Origin of the sequence: Prauserella muralis, assembly GCF_003202285.1 — a bacterium.
In the GTDB taxonomy this organism is placed as follows: Bacteria; Actinomycetota; Actinomycetes; order Mycobacteriales; family Pseudonocardiaceae; genus Prauserella_B; species Prauserella_B muralis.
The window spans coordinates 1,525,742-1,546,528 of record NZ_MASW01000002.1; the positions used below are offsets into that span (position 1 = coordinate 1,525,742).

Genomic DNA, 20,787 nt, shown 5'->3' on the forward strand with positions numbered 1-20,787 from the left:
CGGGTCAGGGCGGCTCCGGGTCACGGTTTGGCCGCGCCCACGACCCACATGGCGAAGAACTGCGAGCCGCCGCCGTAGGCGTGACCCAGGGCGGTCCTGGCGCCGTCCACCTGGTAGTCGCCCGCGCGGCCCATCACCTGCTTGGCCGCCTCGGAGAAGCGCAGCATGCCGGACGCGCCGATCGGGTTGGACGAGAGCACCCCGCCCGAGGGGTTCACCGGCAGCCGCCCGCCGAGCGCCGTCTCCCCGGCCTCGGTGAGCTTCCAGCCCTCGCCCTCCGGCATGAAGCCCAGGTTCTCCAGCCACATCGGCTCGAACCAGGAGAACGGCACGTAGATCTCCGCGGTGTCCACCTGCGACAGCGGGTCGGTGATGCCCGCCTCGCGCCACAGCGCGGCGGCGGCGTCCTTGCCCGCCTGCGGGTTCACCTGGTCGCGCCCGGCGAACGTGGTCGGCTCCGTGCGCATCGCCGTGGCGTGGATCCACGCCGCGCCACCCGGCACGGCGTCACCGGCGGTCTCGTCGCCGAGCACCATCGCGCACGCGCCGTCGGAGGAGGGGCACGTCTCGTCGTAACGGATCGGGTCCCACAGCATCTGCGAGGCCCGCACCGACTCGACCGTGATGTCGGGCTGGCGCAGGTGCGCGAACGGGTTGAGGGCGCCGTTGCGCCGATCCTTGGCCGCCACGATCGCGCCGACGTGTTCGGGCGCGCCCGAGCGGCGGATGTAGGAGCGCACGTGGGGGGCGAAGTAGCCGCCCGCGCCCGCGCCCACCGGCATCTGGAACGGCGGGAGGATCGACAGCGCCCACATGGCGTTCGACTCCGACTGCTTCTCGAACGCCACGGTGAGCACCCTGCGGTGCACGCCCGCCTGGACGAGGCTGGCCGCCACCAGCGCGGTGGAGCCGCCCACCGAGCCCGCGGTGTGCACGCGCAGCAGTGGCTTGCCGTTGGCGCCCAGCGCGTCGGCGAGGAACAGCTCGGGCATCATCACGCCCTCGAAGAGGTCGGGAGCCTTGCCGAGCACGACGGCGTCGATGTCGGGCCAGTCCACCTGCGCGTCGGCCATCGCACGGTCGACGGCCTCGCGCAGCAGGCCGGGCATCGACACGTCGGTGCGCTTGGCGCGGTGGTGGGTCTGCCCGGTGCCGAGGACGGCGGTGCGTTGCTTGCCCAATCGTCAGCCCTTCTCCAGTACGGCCACGAGGTTCTGCTGCAGCGCGGGCCCGCTCGTCGCGTGGGCCAGTGTGCGCCGCGCGTTGCCTGCGAGGATCTGCCTGGCCGCTTCGCCGATGCGGATCAGCCCGGCCGAGAACATCGGGTTGCCGGTGAGCGTGCCCCCGGAAGGGTTCACCCGGACCCCGTCACCGAGGCCGAGGGCGTCCCGCACGATCAGCTCCTGGTGGGTGAACGGCGCGTGCAGCTCGGCGATCTCCACGCTTGCGTCCGCGCCCGCCGCGCGGCCCGCGGCCTCGGTCGACGGCGAACGCGTGAGGTCGCGGGTCCCGAGCGCGGGGGAGTCCACCCGGTGCTCGATGCCGGTGATGACGGCGGGCCGCTCGACGATGTCGCGGGCGCGTTCGGCCGAGGCCAGCACGACGACGGCGGCGCCGTCGGTGACCGGTGCGATGTCGTGCGCCCGCAGCGGGTCGGCCACGTACGGCGTGTCCAGCAGCGCAGCGGCGTCGACATCGCCGGAGAGCTGGGCGAACGGGTTGTCCCGCGCGTCCCGCCGGTTGCGTGCGGCCACCTCGGCGAGGTCCTTCTCCGACCACAGGCCCGCCTCGATGCCGAGCCGGGCCTGCAGGCCCGCGATGCCGATCGAGTCGGGCCACAGTGGTGCCAGCACGTACGGGTCGAGCTGCAGCGCGAGCACGCGGCGCAGCTGGCCCGCGGACGACTTGCCGAAGCCGTAGACCAGGGCGGTGTCGACCTCACCCATGCGGATCTTCAGCCACGCCTCGTACAGCGCCCAGGCGGCGTCCATCTCCACGTGCGACTCGTGGATCGGCGGGAACGCGCCGATCGCGTCGACGGCGGCGATGAACGAGAACGCCCTGCCCGCCAGGTAGTCCGAGGAGCCGGAGCACCAGAATCCGATGTCGGTTTTGGACAGTCCGGTTTGCTCGAACACCTCGGCGAAGATGGGAACGAGCATCTCGACGCCGTTGGTGGTTGCGTGGGTGCGCCGCACCGCGGGTGCCTGCGCGAACCCGACCACGGCCACATCGTTCATCGGGCTTCCCCTCACAGGTGGTGGGCGTAGGACTCGTAGGGCGCGTCCGGCTCGCCGGTCGGCTCGAAGTGCCCGATGTTCTCCAGGGTCGTCGACCACTGCTCGCGCGGCTTCCACGCCGCGCGCACGCGCATGCCCATGCGCACCTCGGAGGCCTCGCAGCCGAGCACGAGGTGCAGGAACGGGATGTCGGCGCCGTCGAGCAGGATGTACGCGGCGACGTAGGGCGGGGTGAGCCGCTGCCCGAGGAAGGGCACGTTGACGATGCAGAACGTGGTGACGATGCCGGTGTCGGGCAGCTCGACCTCGTCGGTGGTCGGCACGCCGTCGGTGGGACACGCGCCACGCGGCGGGATGTAGACCTTGTGGCAGGCGGGGCAGCGCTGCGCGATCAGCTTGCCCTCGGCCAGCCCGCGCAGGTAACGGCTCTCCTCGGGCGAGGCGGAGTGCAGGTAGCGCAGGTGGATCGGCGTGATGACGGTGCTCACCGGCTCGCCCTCGGCGCGCTCGGCCACCGGTGGCGGCGGCGCGGTCGGGGCCGGGCCGGCGGGGGAGTCGGGGCCGGTGAAGCAGGCGATGTCGCGGATGTGGCCGACGGGCTCGTCGGCCCAGCGCGCCCGCACCCGCATGCCGGTGTGGATGTTGTCGGGCGAGCCGGCGTCGACGGCGTGCAGCAGGCAGGTGTCGGCGCCGTCCAGGCGGATCAGCGCCCACGCGAACGGGCGCTGCACGGGCTGGGCGTCGAGCGGTTCGGCGACCCACGACCAGGACACCACGGTGCCCTCGTCGGCGACGTCGGTGAACTCGGTGAGCGGCTGCGCGGTCAGCGGGTCGTACTCGACCGGCGGCACGTGCACCCGGCCGTCCGAGCCGCGTACGCCGACGATGCGCCGCTCGCGCAGCGCGTTGACGAACCGGCCGAGCACGGGACCGACCGAGCGGGTGTAGTCGAAGCCCACGTTGAGCGGAGCCGACAGCGGTGCCTCAGGCGCCTCGGATGTCTCGGTTGCGGCGGCATTCACGCCAAAAGTGAAACACGTTCTCGTGACTCGGGCAAGCCGTGGCAGGCCGATGTGCTCACTGTCTTGCCCAAGAGTGAAACGCGTTCTAGATTCTGACGTATGCCCACTACTACCGAGCCGACGACCGACACCATCGGCCTGTGGAACATCGCCGCCGAGCGGCCCGAGCTCACGGCGGTGGTCGACCCGGACGGCACCGAGGTCAGCTACGGCGAGCTCAGCGCGAAGGCCAACGCCTACGCCCGCGGGCTGCGTGCGCTCGGCCTGCAGACCGGCGACGCCGTCGTGGTCCTGCAGCCCAACGGGGTCGAACTGCTGGCCGCCTACTTCGCCGCCGTCCAGACCGGCCTGTACGTCGTCATGGTCAACTGGCACCTGGTGGCGCCCGAGGTGGCCTACATCATCACCGACTCGGGCGCCAAGGCCTTCCTGGCACACGAGCGGTTCGCCGACGTGGCGGTCGCGGCGGCGGACGAGGCAGGTGTGGCCGCGGAGGCCAGGTTCGCCGTGGGCAGCGTGCCGGGCTTTCGCCGCGTGGAGGAACTGGGCGCGGGGGAGGGGGACGGCCGCCCGGACGTGCGCACGGCGGGCTCGCCGATGCTCTACACGTCGGGCACCACGGGGCGGCCCAAGGGCGTGCGGCGGCCGCTGACCGGTGCCGACCCCGACGAGGTTCCCGCGGCGTCGACCTGGTTCTTCGGCATCTTCGGCCTCGCGCCGTTCGACGGGCACGTGCATCTGTGCGGCTCGCCGCTGTACCACACGGCGGTGCTCAACTTCGTCGCGATCTCGATCCAGCTCGGCCACCCGGCGGTGCTCATGGACCGCTGGGACCCGGAGGAGATGCTGCGGCTCATCGAGCGGCATCGCGTGACGCACAGCCACATGGTGCCCACGCAGTTCCGCAGGCTGCTGGCGCTGCCGGAGGATGTGCGGGCGCGCTACGACGTGTCGTCGCTGCGCGTCATGATCCACGGTGCGGCGCCCTGCCCGCAGGAGGTCAAGCGCCGCATGCTCGAGTGGTGGGGCCCCGTCGTGACCGAGTACTACGCCGCCACGGAGGGGGGTGGCACGGCCATCAGCGGGCAGGAGTGGCTGCGCAAGCCGGGATCGGTGGGCAAGCCGTGGCCGGGCTCGGTGGTGAAGGTGCTCGACGACGACGGCAACGAGCTGCCGCCGGGCGAACCCGGCACCGTCTACATGCGCATGGGTTCCTCGACATTCGAGTACCACAAGGACCGCGCGAAGACCGAGCAGGCGCGCGTCGGCGACCTGTTCACCCTCGGAGACGTGGGCTACCTCGACGAGGACGGCTACCTGTACCTGCACGACCGCAAGAACGACATGATCATCTCGGGTGGGGTGAACATCTATCCCGCCGAGATCGAGAACGAGCTGGTGCTGCACCCCAAGGTCGCCGACGTGGCCGTGTTCGGCGTTCCGCACGACGACTGGGGTGAGCAGATCAAGGCCGTCGTGCAGCCCGCCGAGGGTGTGCAGCCGTCGCCGGAGCTCACCGAGGAGCTGCTGGAGTATGCGCGCGGCAGGCTGGCGAAGTTCAAGCTGCCGCGCAGCGTCGACTACGTCGCCGAGCTGCCCCGCGACCCCAACGGCAAGCTCTACAAGCGCAAGCTGCGCGACCCGTACTGGCAGGGCCGCGAGCGCGCCATCTGAGGCTGCCCCACGAGAGCGGCCCGGGACCGGCGGAGGACGCCGGTCCCGGGCCGTCCTCGTGCTGTCGTCAGCGGCCCTGGAAACGGGGCTTGCGCTTCTCGGCGAAGGCGCGCGGGCCCTCCTTGGCGTCGTCGCTGGCGAAGACGGTCATGCCGTACTGGGCGTCCAGCTTGAACGCCTCCTCCTCGTGCATGCCCTCCGTGTCGCGCATCGTGCGCAGGATCGCCTGCACGGCGAGCGGCCCGTTGCCCGCGATGGTCTCCGCGATCTCCAGCGCCGTCTCGAGCGCGGTCCCGTCGGCGACGACGTGGCCGACGAGCCCGATCTCCTTGGCCTCGGCGGCCGTGATGTGCTTGCCGGTCAGCAGGATCTCCGCCGCCACCGTGTAGGGAATCTGCCGCGGCAGCCGCACGGCGGAGCCGCCGAGGGGGAACAGCCCCCACCGTGCCTCGGACACCCCGAACCGCGCGCTCTCGCCCGCGACGCGGATGTCGGTGCCCTGCAGGATCTCCGTGCCGCCCGCGATCGCGGGCCCCTCGACCGCGGCGATGAGCGGCTTGGTGAGCCTGCGGCCCTTGAGCAGGCCGTCCATCCTGCTCGGGTCCCAGGTGCCCTTCTCGAACGACGCGGCGGGGCTGTTCCGGCTCATGGACTTGAGGTCGGCGCCCGCGCAGAACGCGCCGCCCGCGCCGGTCAGCACGCAGCTGCGAATGTCCGGATCGGCATCGACCCGGTCCCACGCCTGCGCCATGATCGCCAGCATCTCGCCCGTCAGGGCGTTCCGGGCTTCGGGGCGGTTCATCGTCACCACGAGCGTGTGCCCGCGTTGTTCCACCAGCGCGTGTGGTTCCACTTCTCGCGACCTCTCGATCGGGGAATCGCCGAACGGCCGACAAGGCCATTGCCCAGAACGATAACATGTTCTAGTTTGTGTGAGTGGCACTCAACATCGCGGATCTGCTCGAGCACGCCGTCGACGCCGTGCCGGATCGCACCGCGGTCATCTGCGGCGGCCGGAGCGTCACCTATGCCCAGCTGGACGAGCGCGCCAACGCGCTCGCCCACCACCTCGCGGCGCAAGGTGTGGGCACGGGCGACCACATCGGTGTGTACTCGCGAAACTCCATCGAGATGATCGAAACGATGTTCGCGGCGTACAAACTCCGCGCCATCGCGATCAACGTCAACTACCGGTACGTCCACGGGGAGCTGACCTACCTGTTCGACAACGCCGACCTCGTCGCGCTGGTGCACGAGCGGCAGTACTCGGACCGGGTGGCGGCCGTGCTCCCCGAGGCGCCGAAGTTGAAACACGTTTTAGTCGTCGAGGACGGCAGCGACGCGGACTACTCCGCCTACGGCGGTATCGACTACGAGCAGGCCGTGGCGCAGAGCTCGCGCGATCGCGACTTCGCCGAGCGCAGCCCCGACGACCTCTACATCCTCTACACCGGCGGCACCACCGGTTACCCCAAGGGCGTCATGTGGCGGCACGAGGACGTCTGGCGCGCCCTCGGCGGCGGCATCGACTTCGTCACCGGCGAGTACGTGCCGGACGAGTGGACCCTCGCCGAGCAGGGCAAGCAGGGCGCGCTGGTGCGGCTGCCCGCCGCGCCGCTCATCCACGGCGCCGCCCAGTGGGCCGCGTTCGGTGCCCTGTTCGCCGGAGGCACGGTGGTGTTCGTGCCGCAGTTCGACGCGCACGAGATCTGGCGGCAGGTCCAGCAGCACAAGGTGCAGGTGCTCACCATCGTCGGCGACGCCATGGCCCGCCCGTTGCTGGACGCCTACCACGAGGGCGGCTACGACGCCTCGTCCATCGTCGCCATCTCCAGCCACGCCGCGCTGTTCTCGCATTCGGTCAAGCAGGAGTACCTGGCGACGTTTCCCAACATCGTGCTCACCGACGCCATCGGCTCCTCCGAGAGCGGCTTCACCGGCATCGGCATGATGGCCAAGGACGCCGACCACTCGGCGGGCCCGAGGGTGAACTTCGGCAAGGACGCCGTCCTGCTCGACGACGACAACCGCATCGTGGAGCGCAAGCCGGGCGCGGTCGGCCGGATCGGCAGGCGAGGGCACGTGCCGCTCGGCTACTACAAGGACCCCGCCAAGAGCGAGACGATCTTCGTCGAGGCCGGCGGCGCCCGCTACGTGGTGCCCGGCGACTGGGCCCGCTACGAGGAGGACGGCACGGTCACCCTCCTCGGCCGCGGCTCGCAGTGCGTCAACACCGGCGGCGAGAAGGTGTTTCCCGAGGAGGTCGAGGGCGCGCTCAAGTCGCACCCCGACGTCTTCGACGCGCTCGTGCTCGGCGTGCCCGACGAACGGCTCGGGCAGCGCGTGGGCGCCATCGTGCAGGCAAGGCCCGGCAGGCGGCCGGACCTTGCCGCCGTCGAGGCCCACGTGCGTACGCAGGTCGCCGGGTACAAGGTGCCGCGCAGCATCTGGCTCGTCGACGAGATCGGCCGCCTGCCCAGCGGCAAGCCCGACTACCCGTGGGCCCAGCGGCACGCCGCCGCGCACCCGCCCACCGTGAGTCAGACTCAGTAAGGAGAGGCCCAGCGACATGCGCACCCCGCTGTGCGACACACTCGGCATCGACGTGCCGATCATCGGGTTCACGCCGTCGGAACACGTCGCCGCCGCCATCAGCAGGGCAGGCGGGCTCGGCGTGCTCGGCTGCGTCCGGTTCAACGACGCCGACGAGCTCGACAAGGTGCTCGGCTGGATGGACGCCAACACCGACGGCAGGCCCTACGGGGTCGACGTGGTGATGCCGTCGAAGATCCCCACCGAGGGCAGCTCCGTCGACCTGGCCGAGCTGATCCCCGACGGGCACAAGGCCTTCGTCGAGCGCACCCTCGCCCAGCTGGGCGTACCCGAGCTGCCCGACGGCACCGACGAGCGCGCCGGTGTGCTCGGCTGGCTGCACTCGGTGGCGCGCTCCCACGTCGAGGTGGCCCTCCGGCACCCGATCGCCCTCATCGCCAACGCTCTGGGCTCGCCACCGGTGGACGTCATCGCGCAGGCCCACGAGCGCGGGGTGCCGGTGGCCGCACTGGCGGGCAAGGCCGAGCACGCGGTGCGCCACGTCGACAACGGCGTGGACTTCGTCGTGGCACAGGGCTACGAGGCGGGCGGGCACACCGGCGAGATCGCCTCGATGGTGCTGCTGCCGGAGATCGTCGACGCCGTGGGCGAGCGGGCACCCGTCCTGGCGGCGGGGGGCATCGGCTCCGGACGGCAGGCCGCGGCTGCGCTGGCACTGGGCGCCGCCGGGGTGTGGACCGGCTCGATCTGGCTGGCCACGCGCGAGTACCTGGAGACGATGCCCGACTCGGAGCCGATGCAGCAGGCGCTGGTCGCGGCCAGCTCGTCGGACACGGTGCGCACCCGCATCTACACCGGCAAGCCCGCCCGCCTGCTCAGGACCCGCTGGACGGAGGCGTGGGCGGCGCCGGACGCGCCGGAGCCGCTGCCGATGCCGCTGCAGAACCTGCTGGTCTCGCACGCGCACAACCGCATCCACGCCGCCGCGGACCCCTCGGTGGTGTCGATGCCGGTGGGCCAGATCGTCGGCAGGCTCAACGAGGTGCGCGCCGTGGCCGATGTCGTCGCCGACCTGGTCGGCGGGTTCGAGGCCGCCGTCGACCGCGTCGCCGGGATCAGGCGCGCCTGACGACGTAGGCGAGGGCGCCGGCGGCGAGCGCGGCGGCGCCCGCCGCCACCGACGTCCAGGGCAGGCTGAACGCCAGCACCACGCAGCCCGCCAGGCCGACCACGGGCACCGCGCGTCGGCCCAGCGTCAGCGCGCTGGCGTTGGCGACGGCGTAGTAGGTCAGCACCGCGAACGACGAGAAGCCGATCGCCGAGCGCAGATCGGCGACCGAGGCGACCGCGGCCACCACGACACCCACCGCCACCTCGGCCCGGTGCGGCACCCCGAATCGCGGGTGCACGGCGGCAAGCCCGCGCGGCAGGTGGCCGTCCCGCGACATCGCCAGCACCGTCCTGGACACGCCCAGCACCAGTGCCAGCAGCGCGCCCAGTGCCGCGACCGCCGCCCCGGCGCGCACCACCGGCGCGAGCGGTGCCCAGGACGTCGCCGCGACCGCCTGCGCCACCGGGTCGGCCGACGCGCCCAGCGCGGCGGGCCCGAGCTGGGCCAGCACGGTCACCGCCACGGCCGCGTACACGACCAGCACGATGCCGAGCGCCACCGGGATGGCGCGGGGGATCGTGCGTGCCGGGTCGCGCACCTCCTCGCCGAGCGTGGCGATGCGCGCGTATCCCGCGAAGGCGAAGAACAGCAGCCCGGCCGCCTCCAGCACGCCGGCGGGGCCTGCGCCCGGGAAGGGCGTGAGCCCTTCGCCGCCGGGGGTGCCCGCCACCAGGATCGCCACCACGGCGCAGGCCAGCACGAGCAGGCTCACCGCGACGATCAGCCTGGTCGCCAGCGCGGAGCGGTGCACGCCGCGGTAGTTCACCGCCGTCAGCGCCGCCACCACCGCCACGGCGAGCAGGCCGCGCCACGGCTGGCCGAGGCCCGGCGCGGTGTAGGCGACGACGGTCAGCGCCATGGCCGCGCAGCTGGCCGTCTTGCCGACCACGAAGCCCCAGCCGGCGAGGTGGCCCCAGAACGGGCCCAGCCGCTCCCGGCCGTAGACGTAGGTGCCGCCGGAGGACGGGTACCGGGCGGCGAGCCGTGCCGAGGAGGTCGCGTTGCAGTACGCCACCACGGCCGCGATCACCAGTCCCAGCAGCAGGCCCGCGCCCGCTGCCCGCGCGGCGGGGGCGAAGGCGACGAACACCCCCGCGCCGATCATCGCGCCGAGGCCGATGACCACGGCGTCACCGGTGCCGAGCCTGCGCGCCAGCCGATCCGATTCCGCCGCCATGGGTGCAACCTACCGCCGGGCTGGTTACGTCCTGTTGACCATGAGGTGGAAAGAGACGATCACCGCCGCCGGCGCGGTGCTGCTGCTCGCGACCGCCTGCGGCCAGCAACCCGGCTCCGGATCGCTGCCCGCCCGAGAGGCAGGAAACTCGGTCGAGGCCCCGTCCGGCGAGCTGACGAAGGTGCCGGGCCGCAAGCCCGCCCAGCCGCCGTCCGAACAGCCGCCCTCCGAGCCGGGTGCGGACGGCAGGGCGGTGCCACCGGAGCGCGTCGACGGCTCGGCGCTGCCCCGGGGCTACCCGGTGGACGTGTCGGTGTCCGCGGACGGCAGGGCGCTGACGATCATCGGCCAGGAGGGCGGCTGCAGCCAGGCGAGCGCCGAGGTCGGCGACCAGGCGCGCCAGCGGGTCGCCGTCACGATGGTCGAGACCAAGCTGGCGGACAAGAACGTCATGTGCACGATGGACATGCGCTATCCGCCGATCACCGTGCGGCTGGACCAGCCACTCGGCGACCGGACCGTCGTGCTCGACTACGTGCGGCGCACCGCCTGAGCCCCGGCAGCCGGGTCAGCCGGGCACGCTCCACTTCTGGTTCGCGGCACCCGTGCACGTCCAGATCTGCAACCGGGTCCCGTTGGCCGGATCGTTGCCCGCGACGTCGAGGCACTTGTCCGCCGCGACGTTGACGATGTCGCCTGCGGGGCTCACCGCCCAGTCCTGTGCGCCGGTTCCGTTGCATTCGTAGAGCTGGACCTGCGCGCCGTCGGCGGTGGACCCGCCGGTGACGTCCAGGCACTTGCCGAGCGCCTGGATGGTGCCGTCCGAGCCGATGGTCCACTGCTGGGCCGCCGTGCCGTTGCAGTCGTGGAGCTGCACGGGCGTGCCGTTGGCGCTCTCGCCGCCCGCGACGTCGACGCATTTGCCCGCCAGGCCGGTGATCTGGCCCGTGCGGGATGCGGTGTCGCTGGTCGTCACCCGGACATAGTCGACCACCAGCTGGTTCGGGAACGGAGTGCCGGCGTCCGGGTCGCCCGGCCACTCCCCGCCGACGGCGAGGTTGAGGATCAGGAAGAACGGGTGGTCGAACACCCACTGGCGGCCGCCGAGGTCGGCCGGTGTCCTGGTCTGGTAGACGTTGCCGTCCACCGACCAGCTGATGCGGCCGGGGGACCAGTCGATGGCGAAGGTGTGGAAGTCGTCGGCGAACGCGCCGCCGATCGAGTAGGCGGCGCCGATGCCGCCGGCGCCCGAGTAGCCGGGGCCGTGGATCGTTCCGTGCACTGTGGACGGTTCGTAGCCGACGTTCTCCATGATGTCGATCTCGCCGCTGTCCGGCCAGCCGACCTCACCGAAGTTGTCGCCCAGCATCCAGAACGCGGGCCACATGCCCTGGCCTCGCGGCACCTTGATGCGTGCCTCGACGTGACCGTAGGCCTGCGCGAACCTGCCCGAGGTGTTCAGCCGCGCGGAGGTGTACTCGCAGCGGCCGTACCAGCACTGGTAGTCGCCTGGGTTCTCCTTGCGTGCCGTGATCACCAGGTGGCCCTGGCCGTCGTGGGCGGCGTTGCTGGTGGAGGTGGTGTAGTACTGCCGCTCGCGGTTGTTGCCGTTGTTGTTGCCGGTCTCGAGCACCCACTTGGCCGGATCCGGCGGCGTGCCCGCCGGCTTGTCGAACTCGTCGGCGAAGGTCGTCACGGCCGCGGCGGCCTCCGCCGCGACGGGCCGTTCCGGCGCCGGGGCGCCCGAAGCGGGAACGGTCGCCGCCACGGTGGCGCCGAGCGCGGCGAGGGCCACGGTGGCCACGGAGGCTGCTGCCCACCGGCTCCGGGATCGTCTTGGTGTCGTCGTCGTTGTCGTCACGGGTCGTCACCACCGCTCGCTCGGTTTGTCGGTGCGACAACCAAGCTGCCATGGTCTAGACCACAATCGCAAGAGGCACCCGGGTGACGACACCGTGCGCGGGCCCAAGGGCCCCGTGGGTACCGGGTATGTACCCACGGGGCCCTTCGGCTCGGCGGCCGGCGATTCTCAGGTGTGCGGCAGCTCGTCGCGGTGCACGATGCCGCCCTTCATCACCAGCGCCGGGGCGGAGGCGAGCACGCCGATGTCGGCGAGCGGGTCGCCGTCCACGACCAGCAGGTCGGCCTCGGCTCCGGGCGCCACCACGCCGATGCGGCCCTCCAGCCCGAGCAGCCGGGCGGCGGTGACCGTGGCCGAGCGCACCACGTCGAGCGGAGGCTGGACCTGCGCGCGGATGCGGAACTCGTCGAGCTGGTGCCGGTGCATGCCACCGAGCAGGTCGGTGCCGAACACGATGTCCACGCCGGCGCGGTGCGCGGACTCCAGCGCGCGCAGGCCGTGCTCCAGGACGTCGCCGACCTTGCGCTGCGACTCGGCGGGCAGGCCGTGCTCGGCACCTTCGGCCGCCAGCTTCTCATAGGTCACCAGCGTCGGAACCAGGAACGCGCCGCGCTCGCGGAACAGCGCGATGCTGGTGTCGTCCAGCAGGTTGCCGTGCTCGATGCAACGCACCCCGGCCCGCAGGCCACGGTTGATCGCCCTGGCGGTGTACGCGTGACCGGTGACGTAGCGGTTGGCGGCCTCCGCCTCGGCGACCACCGCCGCGATCTCGTCGTCGGAGAACTGCGTCGCGTCCACCCGGTCGGTCGGCGAGGCCACCCCGCCCGACAGCATGATTTTCACGTGGTGGGCGCCCGTCCGCAGCTGCTCGCGGGCCGCCCGGCGCACCTCGTCCACGCCGTCGCAGACCAGCCCGAGACCGGGGCAGCAGCGATGGTCGTCCAGCACGGTCCGGCCGCGGTGCCGCAGATCGGCGTGCCCGCCCGTCTGCGACAGCGCCTTGCCGCCGAAGCGGATGCGGGGGCCGGGCAGGATGCCCTCGTCCACCGCGTCGGCCAGTCCGTAGTCGGCGCCGCCGACGTCGCGCACCGTCGTGAAGCCCCGCTGCAACATCTCGCGCAGGATCACCCCGGCGCGCGCGGCCACGTAGGTGGGCGACCATTCCGCCTGCCCGGCCAGATCGGCGGTGACGGCGGTGACATGCACGTGCGCGTCCACGAACCCGGGCAGCACGGTCCTGCCGCGGACGTCGATCACGCGGGCACCGGAGGCGGCCACGTCCCGGCCCCCGACCTCGGCGATCCGTCCGTCGCGCACCAGCACGCGCCGGTCGGGCAGCAGCTCGCCCCGTGCGACGTCCAGCACCGTCGCGTTGTCCAGCAGGGTCGTCACGCCGGGTTCTCCTCTCGAGCCGGGCGGGGGGTGGTGAGCAGGCTGCCCGCGACGAGCGCGAGCAGCGACACGGGCAGCGCCACGATGACGGCGTTCCACTCGCGGGGCTGGCCGAGCACGAACTCCCAGACCACCAGGGTGGCGGTGCCGAGCACCATGCTGGCGAGCGCGCCCGCCGTGGTGACCCGCCGCCAGAACAGCACGGCCAGCACGGCGGGCGTGATCGCGACGCCGTAGATGGTGTACGAGTAGATCTGCAGCTCCAACACGCTGGGGAAGAACTGGCCGAGCACGTACGCGAGCGCGGCCACCACCAGGACGGCGAGGCGGTGCAGTCGCAGCCGCGCCGGACCGGGCACCTCGGTCCGGCGGTGCCGGACGTAGAAGTCGTAGAGCATGTTGCCGCCGACCGAGAGCATGAACGAGGTCGCCGTGGTGACGATGAACGCCAGTGCCCCGGCCAGCAGCAGGCCGCCGATCGCGGCGGGCAGCAGGCCCTCGGAGGCCAGCGACAGCACCGCCGCGTCCGGGTCCTCCAGCCGCGGAAGCAGGATCGCCGCGGCCGAGGCCAGGATCGCGATGGGGATCATGATGACGAAGCTGCCCGCGAGGAAACCCGCCGTGGACGAGCGGGCACTGCCCTCGTCCTTGGCCGCGGTGAGCCGCTGGTAGAGGTTCTGATCGGCGAGGATCAGCAGCAACAGCGGGAGGAAGTAGCCGAGCAGCTGCGTGCCGCTGAGCCCGCCGGAGAGCGTGCGTGCCCGCTCGGGCAGCTGGGCCAGGTAGTCGCCGGGGGAGCCGATCGCCCCGATGACGAGGGGCACGCTGGCCAGCAGGGCGACCACGATCACCAGCGCCGACACGAAGTCGGTCCACGCCACGCTGAACATGCCGCCGGAGACGGCGAGGAAGGTCACCACGAGCGCGACCAGCGCGGTGGCCTGGCCGGTGGACAGCGGCGTCACCAGGCTGACGATGTAGCCGCCGCCGAGGAACTGGTACGCGGTGATCCCGATGTAGGCCAGCAGGATCACCACCGCGCCCACCATGCGCACGCCGAGGCCGAAGCGGACCTCCAGCAGGTCCGGGATGGTGTAGCGCGACAGCGCCCGCAGCTTCGCGGCGGCGAAGTAGAGCACCACGATGCCCACCGGCGTTCCGGCGAAGAAGAACAGCGACGCCAGCGGGCCGTAGGTGTAGGCGAAGTTGGCCCCGCCGACGATCGTTCCGGAGCCGACCCAGGTGGCCAGCAGGGTGCCGATCAGCACGACGCGGGGCAGCCTGCGGCCGGCGAACAGGAAGTCGTCGCCGGTGCGCAGTCTGCTCCGGCGGGAGAAGTACGCGCCGATGCCGAGCATCAGCACCAGGTAGCCGATCAGGATCACGACATGGACCGTCTGCATGCGCCGCCTCCTCGTCGGCTCGCAATACTTACAGCATGATCCGAGCAATGCAATGGCTGTTGCGCGGCTAGGCTGGCAGGCGCCGTACGGGGAGAGCGGAGTGTGAGGGGCATGGCGACGGACGGTGCGGACGCCACCGTGCAGGAGTGGGTGTCGGCGCGCGCGGCCGACGCCACGCTCGGGCCCGCGGCCAGCCGCGTGGTCGACATCCTGGCCACGCAGCCTCGCCTGGCCTCCTACGCCTCCACCGCCGAACTCGCCGAGCGCGCGTCGGTCAACGTGGCGACGGTGGTGCGCACCGCACGGGCCCTGGGTTTCGAGGGCTGGCCGCACCTGCGCCTGGAACTGCGCAACCGGTACCTCACCTCGCTCTCGGCCAGGCAACTGCTCGCCGAGGAGGCCGGCGACCTCCCGCTCGCGGCGATCCGGCGGGACCTGGAGAACCTGGAGACGCTGGCGCACACGGTGGACACCGGCGCGATCCGGGCCGTGGCCCGCGCGATCGACCGGGCCCGGCGCACGGTGGTCCTCGGATCGGGCACCTTCGCCGCGCCCGGTGTGCAACTCGCCCACGGCAGCACGTCGATGGGCAGGGATGTGCTGATGGAGCGCCATTTCGGGACGCATCTGGCCAACACGGTCGCGCGGCTCGGCGAGGACGACTGCCTCGTCGCGGTGAACCTCTGGTGGTTGCCGACGCAGGTGCTGGAGGCCGTGCGCATCGCCCACGAGGCGGGCACGACCACCTGTGTGGTCACCGACCTGCGGACCTCGCCCCTGGTGGCGGTCGCCGACCACGTCGTGGTGGTGCCGAGCGAAGGCGTCAGCTCCTTCCCCTCGGTGACCGCGGCGATGGCCGTGGTGCACGGCATCCTCGCCGAACTCGCCCAGCTGGGCGGCGACGCCACGCGCCGGGCGATGGAACGCACGGAAACGACGTGGAGCCGGATGGGCCTGTTCGGAGAGTCGCGCTGACCAGGCCCGTCCGGGTCAGCGGAACGAGATCTGCAGCACCGGCTCGGAGGTCTCGGCGAAGAAGTCGTTGCCCTTGTCGTCGATGACGATGAACGCGGGGAAGTCCTCCACCTCGATCTTCCAGACCGCCTCCATGCCCAGCTCGGGATACTCCAGGACCTCCACCTTCTTGATGCAGTCCTGGGCCAGCCGGGCGGCCGGGCCGCCGATGGAGCCGAGGTAGAAGCCGCCGTGCTGCTCGCACGAGGCCGTGACCTTCTTCGAGCGGTTGCCCTTGGCGAGCATCACCAGCGAGCCGCCCGCGGCCTGGAACTGCTCGACGTAGGAGTCCATCCGGCCCGCGGTGGTCGGCCCGAACGAGCCGGAGGCGTAGCCGTCCGGGGTCTTGGCGGGACCCGCGTAGTACACCGGATGGTCCCGCAGGTACTGGGGCATCGGCTCGCCCGCGTCGAGCCGTTCGGCGATCTTGGCGTGGGCGATGTCGCGGGCCACCACCAGTGGCCCGGTGAGGCTCAGCCGCGTCTTCACCGGCAGCCGCGAGAGCTGCTCGCGGATCTCGGCCATCGGCCGGTTCAGGTCGACGGACACGACCTCCTCGGAGAGGTCGTCCTCGGTGACCTCGGGCAGGAACCGGGCGGGGTCGCGCTCCAGCTGCTCGATGAACACGCCCTCGGCGGTGATCTTGGCCTTGGCCTGCCGGTCGGCCGAGCACGACACGGCGATGCCGACGGGGCACGACGCGCCGTGCCGCGGCAGCCGGATCACGCGCACGTCGTGGCAGAAGTACTTGCCGCCGAACTGCGCGCCGATGCCGAACTGCCTGGTCATCTCCAGCACCTGCTGCTCGAGGCCGGTGTCGCGGAAGCCGTGCCCGAGCGGCGAGCCCTCACGCGGCAGGTCGTCGAGGTAGCGGGCGGAGGCGAGCTTGGCGACCTTGAGGTTGTACTCGGCGGACATGCCGCCGACCACGATCGCCAGGTGGTAGGGCGGGCAGGCCGCGGTGCCGAGGCTGCGCAGCTTCTCGTCCAGGAACCTCGCGAGCCGCTTCGGGTTGAGGACCGCCTTGGTCTCCTGGTACAGGAAGGTCTTGTTGGCGCTGCCGCCGCCCTTGGCCAGGAACAGGAACTCGTAGGCCGGGTCCTTCGCGCCGTCCTTGTGGTAGAGCTCGATCTGGGCGGGCAGGTTGGTGCCGGTGTTGCGCTCGTCCCAGAAGGTGACCGGTGCCATCTGCGAGTAGCGCAGGTTGAGCGTCTGGTAGGCCTCGAAGATGCCGCGCGAGAGCGCCTGCTCGTCGGCGCCGCCGGTGAGCACGCCCTCGCTGCGCTTGCCGATCACGATCGCCGTGCCGGTGTCCTGGCACATCGGCAGCACACCACCCGCGGAGATGGCCGCGTTGCGCAGCAGGTCCATCGCGACGAACCGGTCGTTGCCGCTGGCCTCCGGGTCGTCGACGATCGCGCGCAGCTGGGCCAGGTGCGACGAGCGCAGCAGGTGCTGGATGTCGGTGATCGCGGTGCGGGCCAGCGTGGTCAGCGCCTGCGGCTCGATCTCCAGAAACGTCCGGCCGCCCGCCTCGGCGACCCGGACGCCGTCCTGCGTGACGAGCCGGTACTCGGTGTGGGTGTCCTCGCCGAGCGGCAGGACGTCGGTGTGCTGGAACGATGTGGTGGTTGAGGTCACAGCTCGGGCTCCGTTGCACGGTGGTCACAAGGGGGAGTCGACCGTACCGCGCGGCGGGAGACGGGTGAGCGAGGCCTGACCGGGGGGCGACGCAGATCACGCCCGCGTTTCCGGGCCCGGACATGCGGAAGGCCGGGCCCACCCCGACGGACCCGACCTTCCGGGGAAAGCGACCGGCGCCCGAGGCACCTGCCGCCAAGCCTCACGTCAGTTGGACGCCCGGGCGGCGGCGAGGTTGCCCGGACACGCGCCTCGGCCGCGGTGCCGCCGGTGCGCCGGGCGACGCCTCCGGCCGGGGCCCGCGGTCGTGAACATGGCTAAGACCGTCTCCTGATCGCCGTCAGAAGTCAACGCGTCTGTCCGAGTGTAGGTGAATGACTACCGGGCGTGACTCAGCTGGCGTAGGCGCGCAGCCGGTCGGCCCGCTCGCCCTGCCGCAGCTTGGCCATGACCTCGCGCTCGATCTGGCGGACCCGCTCACGGGAGAGGCCGAAGTGCCTGCCGATCTGGTCCAGCGTGCGCGGCTGCCCGTCGTCCAGCCCGTAGCGCAGGCGGATGACGTGCTGCTCCCGGTCGTCGAGCGTGCCGAGCACCCGGCGCAGGTCGTCCTGCAGCAGCCCGGAGATGACGGCGCTCTCGGCGTCGGTGGCCTCGGAGTCCTCGATGAAGTCGCCCAGGGGGGCGTCCTCCTCGGTGCCGACCGGCATGTCGAGGCTCACCGGGTCGCGGGCGTGGTCGAGCAGGCTCGCCACCTTGTCCTCGGCGATGCCGGACTCGGCGGCCAGCTCCTCGTTGGTGGCCTCGCGGCCGAGCTGCTGGTGCAGGTCGCGCTTGATCCTGGCCAGCTTGTTGACCTGCTCCACCAGGTGCACCGGCAGCCGGATGGTGCGGCCCTGGTCGGCCATCCCCCGGGTGATGGCCTGCCGGATCCACCAGGTGGCGTAGGTGGAGAACTTGAAGCCCTTGGAGTAGTCGAACTTCTCCACGGCGCGGATTAGGCCCAGGTTGCCTTCCTGGATGAGGTCCAGCAGCGGCATCCCCCGTCCGGTGTAACGCTTGGCCAGCGACACCACGAGACGCAGGTTGGCCTGCAGCAGGTGGTTCTTGGCCCGGTGCCCGTCGCGGACCAGCGCGGACAGCTCCGCACGCCGCTCGGCGGAGAGGTCCTCGGCGGTCTCCAGCATGTGCTGCGCGAAGACCCCGGCCTCGATCCGCTTGGCGAGGTCCACCTCCTGCTCGGCGGTCAGCAGGGCGGTCTTGCCGATGCCGTTGAGGTAGACGCGAACGAGGTCGGCGGACGGGCCCTGCGCGTCGAGATCCGGCTCCTCGCCTGCGGGCGCCGGAACCACGATCTCGTCGTCGGCCGCGGCCATCGGGATGCCACGCTCGCGGATCCCGCGGGCCTCGCGTTCGAGAGTCTGGACGGACATTCTGCCTCCCCGGTCAACGGGCTGACGTGTTGTGTGGTGCTCACGCCTGCGTTGCGCGCCGCGTGGCGAGCCTGTGGAACCCTCCGCGCGACACCAGCTAGCTGGCTGGACACCCCGATCAACGTCGGGATGCGCGAAATCGTTCCCGGCTCGTCGCGTGTGTTGAGCGACTCACCCGAGCTCCCTGTCTCGAGCAAACCCGAGGTTGTCCTGAGAACGGTGTGCCGCGTGTGAAGAGAGGGATTTCCGGTTGCCTGGTCTAAACCTCGACGAGAACCGTGAACGGTCCGTCGTTGACGCTGTGCACGGCCATCATCGCCCCGAACCGCCCGGTGCTGACCGTGGCACCCCGGGCGCGCAGCGCCTCCACGACGGCGTTCACGAGCCGCTCCGCGGCCTCCGGTCGCGCCGCCGCCGTCCACGATGGACGACGGCCCTTGCGCGTGTCGCCGTAGAGCGTGAACTGGCTGACGACGAGCAACGGCGCATGCGCGCTCGCGCATGACTCCTCGTCGCGGAGAATGCGCAGCTCGTGCAGTTTGCGGGCCATCGTGGCGGCCGTGTCCGGTGTGTCGTCCGTGTGAACTCCGAGCAGCACCAGCAGACCCGGTTCCTCGATGGCGCCGACCACCTCGCCGTCGACGGTGACGCTGGCCTGGCTCACCCGCGCGGCGACCGCCCTCACCGGCCCACCGCCTCGAGCATCCCGTGCCGGACCAGCTCCGTGACCACCGGCAGGGCCGCCTCGGCCAGCGCGTCCGTGTCCTGGCCGTGCGCCAGCGCCAGCAGTTCCAGCAGGTCGGACAGGGGCAGGGCCCCCCGGCAGCCGGCGAGCAGTGCCTCGGCCAGCTCGTCCAGCTCGTGCTGCCAGCCGGGCCCGTCGGTGCGGTGCAGCCTGCGCACCACGGTGGACCATCCGTCGTCACCCGGCTCGTCGATGCGCTCGAGCACCACGCTGTCCGGCACCCGGAACACCGTGCCGAGCAGGTCGCGGCCGTGCTCGCGCAGCCAGTCCACGCGGTCGAGCCAGGCCGCGGCCTCGGCGCCGAGCGGGTCGTCGTAGGCCTGCCGCAGGTCCTCGCAGACGATCGCCGGCGTGCCGTCGGTACGGCGCAGCGTGACGAACCCGAAGCCGACGCCCTCGACCTCGTGCGCGGCGAACCAGTCCAGCCACGCGGCGGCCTTGGCCCTGCCCTCGGCGGAACGCGGGTCGATGCCGGCGTCGCGCAGCCAGGTGCCCACGTAGAGTGCCGGTTCGGCGACATCACGCTGCACGAACCAGGCGTCGGTGCCGGGCGGCAGCCAGCGCCTCACCCGGTCGGACCAGTCGTCGTTCTTCGTGTGCAGCCACGATGCGAGCACGTGCCCGACGCCGCCGTGGTTCAGGAACCCGGGCAGCTGCCGCACGACGAGCGCGCTCGCGTCGTCCCCGGCCAGGCCCGAGTCGCGGTACACGTAGTCCACCCGCGGCGGCCCCACCACGAACGGCGGGTTGCACACGATCTGGTCGAAGCGCCTGCGGGCCACCGGCGCGAACCAGTCGCCGCGCAGCAGCTCCACGTCGACCTCGTTCAGCCGGAACGTCGCCTCGGCCAGTGCCAGCGCGCGGGGCGAGACGTCGGTGGCGGTGATCCGCTCGGCGTGCCTGCTCGCATGCAGGGCCTGCACGCCGTTGCCCGTGCCGACGTCGAGCAGCGAGCCCACCGGCCGCCTGCTCGTGGCCCGGATCAGGCTGAGCGAGGCGTGCCCCACGCCCAGCACATGGTCCCCGGGAACCGGCCTGCCCAGCTGGTCGGAGTCCAGGTCCGACACCACCCACCAGGAGCCCGTCTCGTCGCCGTGCGGGCGGATGTCGAGCCCGGCCCGCAGCCGCTGCCCTTCGGCACGCAGCACCCCGGCGGCCACGGCGTCCTCCACCGGGAGCGGTCCCAGTGCGGCGCGCACCCGCTCGGCGGGCTCCGCCTCGCCGAGCAGGAACAGCCGGATGAACACGCCCAGCTCGCCCGCGTCGAGACTGGCCCGGTGGGCGGGCACCGGCTCGCCGCGGCCGAGCGCGGCGTGCGCGGCGCCCCCGAGCGCGTCGAGCACGCCGTCGGCGTCGTAGCGGGCCTGGCCGAACGCCGCGCGCAGCCGGGCGCAGACGTCGGCGGACAGCGGGGGAGGTGCACCGTTCACAGTGCGTCATGATCCCACGCGGCGTGCTGTGGCC

General features: G+C 72.0%; 17 protein-coding genes. 5 read left to right on the forward strand and 12 right to left on the reverse strand.

The window, feature by feature from the left end; genetic code table 11:
* Positions 1-20: 20 nt before the first annotated feature.
* Genes BAY60_RS18400 through BAY60_RS18410 form a run of 3 tightly spaced genes read right to left on the reverse strand, consistent with a single transcriptional unit; the run spans position 21 to position 3,262 of the window.
* Positions 21-1,181, reverse strand: a complete 1,161-nt coding sequence (locus tag BAY60_RS18400; protein ID WP_112282125.1) for a thiolase domain-containing protein — start codon at positions 1,179-1,181, stop codon at positions 21-23.
* 3 nt (positions 1,182-1,184) lie between these two features.
* Positions 1,185-2,240: a thiolase domain-containing protein gene (locus BAY60_RS18405; protein ID WP_112282126.1), complete on the reverse strand. Its 1,056-nt coding sequence runs from the start codon at positions 2,238-2,240 to the stop codon at positions 1,185-1,187.
* A gap of 11 nt (positions 2,241-2,251) precedes the next feature.
* Complete coding sequence (locus BAY60_RS18410; protein WP_112282127.1) at positions 2,252-3,262, reverse strand: Zn-ribbon domain-containing OB-fold protein; 1,011 nt, start codon at positions 3,260-3,262, stop codon at positions 2,252-2,254.
* 99 nt (positions 3,263-3,361) lie between these two features.
* Here BAY60_RS18410 and BAY60_RS18415 point away from each other — a divergent pair, with 99 nt between their 5' ends.
* On the forward strand, positions 3,362-4,936 hold the full coding sequence (locus tag BAY60_RS18415; protein ID WP_112282128.1) for an acyl-CoA synthetase: 1,575 nt from the start codon (positions 3,362-3,364) through the stop codon (positions 4,934-4,936).
* A gap of 67 nt (positions 4,937-5,003) precedes the next feature.
* On the opposite strand, the gene BAY60_RS18420 is transcribed toward BAY60_RS18415, so the two are convergent.
* Entirely contained in the window at positions 5,004-5,789 is a 786-nt protein-coding gene (locus tag BAY60_RS18420) for a crotonase/enoyl-CoA hydratase family protein (protein WP_112282129.1), read from the reverse strand.
* 83 nt (positions 5,790-5,872) lie between these two features.
* On the opposite strand from BAY60_RS18420, the gene BAY60_RS18425 reads away from it, so the two are divergent.
* Together BAY60_RS18425 and BAY60_RS18430 are read left to right on the forward strand one after the other, a co-directional pair.
* Positions 5,873-7,489, forward strand: coding sequence for an acyl-CoA synthetase (locus BAY60_RS18425; RefSeq protein WP_112282130.1), 1,617 nt, complete (start codon positions 5,873-5,875; stop codon positions 7,487-7,489).
* Between the two features lie 16 nt (positions 7,490-7,505).
* On the forward strand, positions 7,506-8,618 hold the full coding sequence (locus BAY60_RS18430; RefSeq protein ID WP_112282131.1) for an NAD(P)H-dependent flavin oxidoreductase: 1,113 nt from the start codon (positions 7,506-7,508) through the stop codon (positions 8,616-8,618).
* On the opposite strand, the gene BAY60_RS18435 is transcribed toward BAY60_RS18430, so the two are convergent.
* The gene (locus tag BAY60_RS18435) at positions 8,605-9,837 is read right to left on the reverse strand and encodes an APC family permease (RefSeq protein ID WP_112282132.1); all 1,233 of its coding nucleotides are present in this window, start codon (positions 9,835-9,837) and stop codon (positions 8,605-8,607) included. The two genes, BAY60_RS18430 and BAY60_RS18435, sit on opposite strands and share 14 nt — an antisense overlap.
* Before the next feature lie 40 nt (positions 9,838-9,877).
* Between BAY60_RS18435 and BAY60_RS18440 the strand changes: the two genes are divergently transcribed.
* Positions 9,878-10,390, forward strand: coding sequence for a hypothetical protein (locus BAY60_RS18440; RefSeq protein ID WP_112282472.1), 513 nt, complete (start codon positions 9,878-9,880; stop codon positions 10,388-10,390).
* Between the two features lie 15 nt (positions 10,391-10,405).
* On the opposite strand, the gene BAY60_RS18445 is transcribed toward BAY60_RS18440, so the two are convergent.
* From BAY60_RS18445 to BAY60_RS18455, 3 genes are all read right to left on the reverse strand, one after another.
* Positions 10,406-11,641, reverse strand: a complete 1,236-nt coding sequence (locus BAY60_RS18445) for a glycoside hydrolase family 16 protein (protein ID WP_245992601.1) — start codon at positions 11,639-11,641, stop codon at positions 10,406-10,408.
* A 225-nt stretch (positions 11,642-11,866) separates the two neighbouring features.
* Positions 11,867-13,090 carry a metal-dependent hydrolase family protein gene (locus BAY60_RS18450; protein ID WP_112282134.1) on the reverse strand — a complete coding sequence of 408 codons (1,224 nt, stop codon included), beginning with the start codon at positions 13,088-13,090 and terminating at the stop codon, positions 11,867-11,869.
* Positions 13,087-14,493, reverse strand: coding sequence for a sodium:solute symporter family protein (locus BAY60_RS18455; RefSeq protein WP_112282135.1), 1,407 nt, complete (start codon positions 14,491-14,493; stop codon positions 13,087-13,089). Before BAY60_RS18455 ends, BAY60_RS18450 begins: the two co-directional genes overlap by 4 nt.
* A gap of 111 nt (positions 14,494-14,604) precedes the next feature.
* Between BAY60_RS18455 and BAY60_RS18460 the strand changes: the two genes are divergently transcribed.
* Positions 14,605-15,468, forward strand: a complete 864-nt coding sequence (locus tag BAY60_RS18460; RefSeq protein WP_112282136.1) for a MurR/RpiR family transcriptional regulator — start codon at positions 14,605-14,607, stop codon at positions 15,466-15,468.
* Positions 15,469-15,483: 15 nt separating this feature from the next.
* Here the strand turns inward: BAY60_RS18460 and BAY60_RS18465 are convergent, their stop codons facing one another.
* From BAY60_RS18465 to BAY60_RS18480, 4 genes are all read right to left on the reverse strand, one after another.
* On the reverse strand, positions 15,484-17,148 hold the full coding sequence (locus BAY60_RS18465; protein ID WP_112282137.1) for a fumarate hydratase: 1,665 nt from the start codon (positions 17,146-17,148) through the stop codon (positions 15,484-15,486).
* 392 nt (positions 17,149-17,540) lie between these two features.
* Positions 17,541-18,578 carry a sigma-70 family RNA polymerase sigma factor gene (locus BAY60_RS18470; RefSeq protein ID WP_112282138.1) on the reverse strand — a complete coding sequence of 346 codons (1,038 nt, stop codon included), beginning with the start codon at positions 18,576-18,578 and terminating at the stop codon, positions 17,541-17,543.
* Positions 18,579-18,837: 259 nt separating this feature from the next.
* The gene (gene dtd, locus BAY60_RS18475; protein WP_112282139.1) at positions 18,838-19,263 is read right to left on the reverse strand and encodes a D-aminoacyl-tRNA deacylase; all 426 of its coding nucleotides are present in this window, start codon (positions 19,261-19,263) and stop codon (positions 18,838-18,840) included.
* Positions 19,260-20,753 carry a DUF7782 domain-containing protein gene (locus BAY60_RS18480; protein WP_170160446.1) on the reverse strand — a complete coding sequence of 498 codons (1,494 nt, stop codon included), beginning with the start codon at positions 20,751-20,753 and terminating at the stop codon, positions 19,260-19,262. Before BAY60_RS18480 ends, dtd begins: the two co-directional genes overlap by 4 nt.
* Positions 20,754-20,787 lie beyond the last annotated feature (34 nt).

Excerpts from the sequence above, each read along its gene's own strand:
- BAY60_RS18405 (WP_112282126.1), bottom strand. The coding sequence starts at position 2,240 with ATGAACGATGTGGCCGTGGTCGGGTTCGCGCAGGCACCCGCGGTGCGG.
- BAY60_RS18415 (WP_112282128.1), top strand. The coding sequence starts at position 3,362 with ATGCCCACTACTACCGAGCCGACGACCGACACCATCGGCCTGTGGAAC.
- BAY60_RS18460 (WP_112282136.1), top strand. The coding sequence starts at position 14,605 with ATGGCGACGGACGGTGCGGACGCCACCGTGCAGGAGTGGGTGTCGGCG.
- BAY60_RS18470 (WP_112282138.1), bottom strand. The coding sequence starts at position 18,578 with ATGTCCGTCCAGACTCTCGAACGCGAGGCCCGCGGGATCCGCGAGCGT.
- BAY60_RS18435 (WP_112282132.1), bottom strand. The coding sequence starts at position 9,837 with ATGGCGGCGGAATCGGATCGGCTGGCGCGCAGGCTCGGCACCGGTGAC.
- BAY60_RS18430 (WP_112282131.1), top strand. The coding sequence starts at position 7,506 with ATGCGCACCCCGCTGTGCGACACACTCGGCATCGACGTGCCGATCATC.
- BAY60_RS18440 (WP_112282472.1), top strand. The coding sequence starts at position 9,878 with ATGAGGTGGAAAGAGACGATCACCGCCGCCGGCGCGGTGCTGCTGCTC.
- BAY60_RS18455 (WP_112282135.1), bottom strand. The coding sequence starts at position 14,493 with ATGCAGACGGTCCATGTCGTGATCCTGATCGGCTACCTGGTGCTGATG.